This window comes from Bacillus sp. LR--39 (assembly GCF_053613335.1).
Map to the genome: position 1 here is coordinate 1 of NZ_JBSIOT010001650.1, position 510 is coordinate 510.

At 40.4% G+C, this 510-nt stretch carries 1 protein-coding gene and 1 riboswitch; the gene reads left to right on the forward strand.

The window, feature by feature from the left end:
• Positions 1-30: 30 nt before the first annotated feature.
• A riboswitch (SAM riboswitch) is annotated at positions 31-136 on the forward strand.
• 161 nt (positions 137-297) lie between these two features.
• Positions 298-510, forward strand: a 213-nt coding sequence (locus tag ACWHAR_RS32315; protein ID WP_452089082.1) for a phosphoadenosine phosphosulfate reductase domain-containing protein, incomplete at its 3' end; no start/stop codon positions are given.

The window sequence follows — 510 nt, forward strand, 5'->3', positions numbered from 1 at the left end:
AATTGTGCTAAAATTTACTACAAATCTAAAAACTTATCAAGAGCGGCTGAGGGACTGGACCTATGAAGCCCGGCAACCTGCATAGTTTGTAAGGTGCTACTTCCAGCAAAATGAATTCCATTTTGAAAGATAAGGGCTGCATGCTGTTCCTGTCTTTCTTTCCGCCGGATTGAAAGTTTTTTATTTTAAGAGGTAAAAAGGCTATCTGTATATCAGCAGCCGCGAATCACATTACATGGGAAAAGACAACCGGCAGAAAGCTACTGTTTGTTTGTCTCCGAAAGGAGGAAAGAAGAAATGTTAACGTATGATAATTGGGAAGAACCAACGATTACATTTCCGGAAGACGATCCTTATAAAGGCGCGCTGTCCGTTTTAAAATGGGCATACGGCCATTACGGCAATCAGCTTGTTTATGCCTGCAGTTTCGGAATTGAGGGAATCGTTCTGATTGACTTAATTTATAAAGTGAAAAAAGACGCAGAGATTGTGTTTCTTGATACAGGACTT